The organism is Deinococcota bacterium, from assembly GCA_030858465.1.
Classification (GTDB): domain Bacteria; phylum Deinococcota; class Deinococci; order Deinococcales; family Trueperaceae; genus JALZLY01.
This window is the reverse complement of record JALZLY010000109.1, coordinates 1-5,898: the sequence shown is the minus strand read 5'-3', so window position 1 is coordinate 5,898 and position 5,898 is coordinate 1. Positions and strand designations below refer to the sequence as shown.

Annotated in this window: 7 protein-coding genes; 6 read left to right on the top strand and 1 reads right to left on the bottom strand. The window is 63.0% G+C overall.

Features of this window, described 5'->3' with window-relative positions; genetic code table 11:
• The first annotated feature begins 34 nt into the window (after positions 1 to 34).
• From M3498_05250 to M3498_05225, 6 genes are all read left to right on the top strand, one after another.
• The gene (locus M3498_05250) at positions 35 to 427 is read left to right on the top strand and encodes a hypothetical protein (GenBank protein ID MDQ3458698.1); all 393 of its coding nucleotides are present in this window, start codon (positions 35 to 37) and stop codon (positions 425 to 427) included.
• Positions 428 to 645: 218 nt separating this feature from the next.
• Positions 646 to 921, top strand: coding sequence for a hypothetical protein (locus tag M3498_05245; GenBank protein MDQ3458697.1), 276 nt, complete (start codon positions 646 to 648; stop codon positions 919 to 921).
• 115 nt (positions 922 to 1,036) lie between these two features.
• Positions 1,037 to 1,756 (top strand): DUF4386 domain-containing protein, encoded by a 720-nt coding sequence (locus M3498_05240; protein MDQ3458696.1) that lies wholly within the window; start codon positions 1,037 to 1,039, stop codon positions 1,754 to 1,756.
• Positions 1,753 to 2,727: an NAD(P)-dependent alcohol dehydrogenase gene (locus M3498_05235; GenBank protein MDQ3458695.1), complete on the top strand. Its 975-nt coding sequence runs from the start codon at positions 1,753 to 1,755 to the stop codon at positions 2,725 to 2,727. Before M3498_05240 ends, M3498_05235 begins: the two co-directional genes overlap by 4 nt.
• A 248-nt stretch (positions 2,728 to 2,975) precedes the next feature.
• Positions 2,976 to 3,575, top strand: coding sequence for a GntR family transcriptional regulator (locus M3498_05230; protein MDQ3458694.1), 600 nt, complete (start codon positions 2,976 to 2,978; stop codon positions 3,573 to 3,575).
• A 1-nt stretch (position 3,576) separates the two neighbouring features.
• Positions 3,577 to 4,956, top strand: coding sequence for an MmgE/PrpD family protein (locus tag M3498_05225; GenBank protein ID MDQ3458693.1), 1,380 nt, complete (start codon positions 3,577 to 3,579; stop codon positions 4,954 to 4,956).
• A gap of 29 nt (positions 4,957 to 4,985) precedes the next feature.
• Here M3498_05225 and M3498_05220 read toward each other — a convergent pair.
• The coding region (locus M3498_05220; GenBank protein MDQ3458692.1) for a TRAP transporter large permease subunit at positions 4,986 to 5,898 on the bottom strand (913 nt) is incomplete at its 5' end.

Here is a 5,898-nt window from a genome sequence, read left to right as displayed (position 1 = left end):
GACGCAACCAAGTTTCTAGCGAGGGACATTGATCATGGATGTGACCACCGTTGCCGCAATCATCTACCTGTTCATCACAGCAGGCGTGGTTGCCTTCCAGTTCGCCTTGGCCTTCGGGGTTCCGTGGGGTTCGTACGCGATGGGCGGCAAGTTTCCGGGGCGGTTTCCCCCGGCAATGCGCGCCTCTGCTGTCGGGCAGGCTGCTCTTCTCGGCTTGATGGCTGCGGTTGTGATGTCACGTGCCGGCCTGCTCCTTCCAGACTGGGCGCAGGTCTCCGTGTGGCTCACTTGGGTCATCGTCGCGTTCAGCGTAGTCAGCGTGGTGCTCAACACCATAACGCCCAGCGCCAAAGAGCGTCGGGTCTGGCTGCCGGTGGCTCTTGTGATGCTCGCCTCGAGCCTTACGGTCGCTCTGACTGCGGGATAAGGGCCGCGTGGCTTGCCTCTATGTTGGGGTGCGCGCCATGCCTAGCGCCAAATTTCGAGCCTCCAGCCCCTCGGTAAGCCCGGAACGATACCTCTGACGATACCTTGGTATCTATACGCCAATACCGATTAGCAGCTAATCTCCTTTTGCACGCAGAAGGTGACGCAGGCTGTCATGAACAGCCACGACAGGAGGGCGTTATCCACGACGACAGAGGAATTGAAGCAAGTCACGCAACCGTTTATCGAATCAGGCTCGAGGGCCATCTGGATCGTCAATGGACAAATTGGTTCGAGGGCCTGACCATCACGTTGGAAGACAATGGCGATACGCTGCTATCCGGCCCCGTAGTCGATCAGGCCGCATTGCATGGACTACTTAAGAAAGTGCGCGATTTAGGCATACCACTAATCTCGGTCATTCGCGTTAAACCCGGTCTCGCGGAGGCGTCAGATGCCGAAGGGCAACTCGGCTCGAGTGACTTAGAGAGGTGATTCACCTTTGCTAGCGTCTCCGCTGTAGTTCAACCCCCGGCAGCATGGCGACCACCATTCCATGTAAGTCCCTTCATCAACGCTTGTCTACACCGCTCGAGAAAAGGAGAAGGAAATGGGTAATTTACAGAAGATGGGCGGCGTGGCCGCACTTATCATGGCCGCAACGTTCGTGGTGGGCTTCGTGTTGCTTCTCACCTTGCTGATGCCCGCCGGTTACTTCGCCGCGGACGTTGATCCTATCCAGAACGCGGCTTTCCTCGCGGACAACCAAGCCGTCTTGTACGTCTGGTACCTGACCATCTATGTGGTCTTCGGCGTCTTTCTGGTTGTCTCGGCGCTAGCGCTCTACGAGCGGTTGAAGGCTGGTTCGCCAGCAATCGCGCAGATAGCGACCGCCTTCGGGATTATCTGGGCTGGCCTGGTTATTGCTAGTGGCATGGTCGCAAATGTCGGTTTGGGCGCAGTGGTCGATCTCTATGGTAGCGACCCAACTCAAGCCGCGTCGCTGTGGTTAGCAGTTAACACTGTGGTCATCGGTCTAGGTGGTGGGAATGAGATTGTCGGCGGCTTATGGGTACTCCTGATAAGTTGGGCAGCCTTGCAAGCAGGAGGACTTCCTAAGCTATTAAACTACTTTGGCGTAGGGGTCAGTGTGGCGGGCATCCTCACGGCTGTCCCGGCTCTCGCGGCTCTCGAGGTGCTAGGGGCTGTTTTTGGCTTCGGTCTCATCGTGTGGTTCGTATGGGTGGGAATCGTCATGTTGCGCAGTAGCCCAAGCGCAGCGGCATACAACCGAGAAGAAAGGCAACTTAAAGAAAGGCAACTCCTATGAAAGCAGTCGTCTACACAAAATACGGACCCCCGGAGGTTCTTCAGCTCGAAGAGGTGGAAAAACCTACCCCCAAGGACAATGAAGTACTGGTAAACGTTCATGCGGCGTCGGTAAATGCGGCGGACTGGCATCTCATGCGAGGCGAACCGCTCCCCGCCCGGCTAGCGTTCGGGCTACTTAAACCCAAGCTCAGGATCCTCGGAGCCGACATCGCGGGGCGAGTTGAAGCGGTGGGCAGAAACGTAAGGGAGTTTAGGCCTGGGGATGAGGTGTTCGGTGACTTATCCGGGTGCGGCTTCGGCGGTTTTGCCGAGTATGTTTCGGTTCCCGAAGATGCCTTGGTGTTGAAACCGGTTGCTACGTCCTTCGAGCAGGCGGCGGCGGTACCGTTGGCGGCGGTCACTGCCTTGCAGGGTCTGCGCGATAAGGGACGGATTCAGCCGGGGCAAAAGGTCTTGATCAATGGGGCGGGTGGCGGCGTGGGCACGTTTGCGGTGCAGCTTGCCAAAGCGTTCGGGGCTGAAGTCACCGCTGTGTGCAGCACGAGGAATCTGGACATGGCGCGCTCGCTTGGCGCAGATCACGTCATCGATTACACGCAAGAAGATTTCACCCGAAATGGACGAGGGTATGATCTGATCCTTGCCGCGAACGGATATCATCCGCTTGCGGCCTATAAGCGCGCCTTGAGCCCCGAGGGGATTTACGTCATGACCGGAGGGTCTAACGCACAACTGTTCCAAGCCATGCTTCTGGGACCCGTGATGTCGATGAACGGCAGTAAGAAAATGGCTGGCTTGTTGATGAAACCAAACAAGGAGGGCTTGATTTTTATGAAAGAGCTTCTCGAGGCTGGCAAAGTCGTCCCTGTTATCGATAGGCGTTACCCGCTACGTGAGGTTCCTGAAGCGATTCGCTACCTCGAAGAAGGGCACGCTCGAGGAAAAGTGATCATAACTGTGGAGCAGTAACGACCATTTGTGTGCCTTGTGACTGCCCATCACGCTCGATAGGGTGCTTCGGCGTGACAAGCGCACCTTGTAAGGGAGGGCGCGTTGACAGGGTTTCGCTGTTCCGTATACTGTAAACAGCATGAGGCAAACGCTAGGGATGGCATGGGCGGGCTCGAGACGGTCTCGGCGAGGGCGGGGCCATAAAGACTGAGCCCTTTCTTCACCCCGTCCAGCGCGAGACGGTCGAAGCGCAGGCCTACAGGGCGCTGCGCGCGGCGATCCTCGCCGGTAGGCTGGCGGGAGGTCGGCGCCTCATCCAAGAGGAGCTGGCGAGCGAGCTCGGCACCAGCCGCATCCCCGTGCGCGACGCGCTCAAAAGGCTCGAGCACGACGGCCTGGTCAGTCAGGGCAAGCGCAACAGCTACCTGGTCAACGCCTTTGGTCCCGAAGACGCCGCCGAGATCTACGCCATCCGCAGCCTGCTCGAGCCGCACGCGGCGGTGCTCGGGCTGGCGCGGTTGTCGGACGAGGGGCGCGAAAGGTTGCACGCGCTCTTTGAAGAGATGACCTGGGCGGCGGGCGACGCTGAAAGTTACGTCGCCCTCAACACCCGCTTTCACATGCTGCTCTACGAGGCTAGCGGCAGGCCGCGCCTCGTGCGGATGATCGAGAGCCTGTGGGCAGGGCGGCCGCAGCTCACGCCCCTGCACGTCGCGGGCCAGCTCGAGGCTTCGCAAGAGGAGCACCGGGGCATCCTCCGGGCCATCGACGCGGCTGACGCCGAGGCACTGGAGCTTTTGTTGAGGGAGCACATCCAGCGCGCGGGCGAAGGGCTCGCGCGCTGGCTCACCCAGAAGGAGAGCTGAGATGAGCTATGAGACGACCCAAAAGACCGCTATGACCCAAAGCCTGACGGAAGGTCTCGCCCGCTGGACGGTGGACCTCGAAGAGCTCGGCGAGCAGGCGCGTCGCGCCACCGAGCGCGCCTACCTCGACGGCCTGGCCTCGGGCCTGGCCGGCTCGCAGACGCCGCCCGCGATGATGGCGCGGCGGGTGGTCGAGCGCAGCGGCGGCCACCCCCAGGCCACCCTCTTCCCGGACGGCCTCAAGACGTCCGCGCCCCAGGCGGCCTTTGCCAACGCGGTGGCGACGCACGTCCTCGAGCTCGACGACCTGCACGGGCCTTCGACCCTGCATCCGGCCGCGCCCATCATCCCCGCCGCGCTGGCGGTGGCCGAGCGGGAGGGCGCCGGCGGCGCGGCGCTGCTCACCGCCATCGCCGCCGGCTACGAGGTGGCTATCCGCATCGGCGAGGCCGTCAACCCCGCGCACTACCGCTTCTTTCACCCCACCGGTACGGTCGCCACCTTTGGTGCCGCGGCGGCTAGCGCCAAGCTGATGGGGCTCACCGAAGAGGAGACCCGCTGGGCGCTCGGCAGCGCGGGCACGCAGGCCGCCGGCCTCTGGGAGTTCAACGCCGATGGCACCATGTCCAAGCACCTCCACCCCGGCCACGCCGCCCTCTGCGGTATCTTCGCGGCGGACCTGGCGCGGGAGGGCTTCAGCGGCACGCGCCAGGTATTGGAGGGTCGGCGCGGTTTCTTCGCGGCGATGGCCGGCGACTACGACGCCGCGCGGGTCACAGACGGCCTGGGGTCGGGCGCGCCCCTCAAGATCGAGAGCATGAGCTACAAGCGCTTTCCCTGCTGCGGCCACACCCACAGCGGCATCGACCTCGCCCTCGACTGGTCGGCGGAGGTGGCTAAGGAAGGGCTCGAGTCCTTGGACGTCTACAGCTACGGCGTGGCCATGGACATCGTGCCCAACCCCGAGCCCAAGACGCCCTACCAGGCCAAGTTCTCCTACCCCTTTGTCCTCGCCTGGGCCCTCGTGCACGGCTCCTTGGACGTGCACAGCTTCGCCCCCGAGAGCCTGGAGGACGAGGCGGTGCGCGCCCTGCTGCCGCGCATCACCATGCACCACGAGCCTGCCTTCGACGCGCTCTACCCGGGAGCCTACGCCGTCCGCCTGGTCCTGCGCACCCGCTCGGGTCGCGAACTGGTGGCGCTGCGCGAGCACCCCAAGGGCTCGGCCCATAATCCCATGAGCGACGAGGAGATGGCCGCAAAGGCGCGTGGCATGCTGGGCGATGTCTTGGGCGAGAGGCTGATCGCGCACGTCCGGTCCGTCTGGAAGCAGCCCCGCCTCGATCTCAGGGAGCTTGTCGAGGCACCCGTCGAGGTTTAGCCTCGAGCAGATACGAAGGCCGGGAACCGCTACCTCGGCTGCGTCTCGGCCTCGGTCCTTTCAGCGGCGGTCCTCTCGTCGGCCTCGCGGCCCCTCAGCCTCCAGCGCTGATAGAAGAAGAGCGCTGCGACGATGGCCGCGCCGATAAGGTCGGTGTGGACGGTGCCGTAGATCAAGGTGACGGCCGCGATCAGCATGAACAGGCGCGGGATGGCGCTCATGCTGGTGACGAACCAGCCCTGCACCGCTGCGGCCAGAAAGTAGACTCCGAAGACGCCAGTCACGAAAGCCAGGCCGATGCGCCAGGGCTCGCCGATGAGCAGCAGTTGCGGGCTGTAGAAGAACATGAAGGGCACCAGGTAGGCAGCCAGTCCCAGCCTGAACGACTCCACCGAGGTCTTTAGAGGGTCGGTCCCGGCGATGCCGGCGGTGGCGTAAGCGGCCAGGGCGACGGGCGGGGTGATGGCCGAGACGACCGCGTAGTAGAACACGAACATGTGCGCCACCAGCGGCAAGACCTCCATGCGCACCAGCCCCGGCGCCACCACCGAGGCCGCTACGGCGTAAGCGGCGGTGGTGGGCATGCCCATGCCCAGGAGGATGGCGATGCCCATCGCAAAGACGAGCGCCAGAAACTGGCTGTTCTGGGCGACCGAGAAGAGCAGCGACGAAAAGCGCCCGCCGATGCCGGTGAGCGAGATGATCCCCACCACGATGCCCGCGCAGGCGCAGACCGCCACCAGGCCTATCACGTTGCGCGTGCCCAAGAACATGGCGTCGGTAACGGCGCGGAGGCCCATCTTGTTGTCCTTCGTGAACCAGCTCATGATGAGCGTGCTGATGAGCGCCAGGGTGCCGGCGCGGACGATGGAGTAGCCCATCAAGATGGTGACGACCAAGATCACCACCGGCAAGAAGAGGTAGGCCTGCTTGAGGACCCCC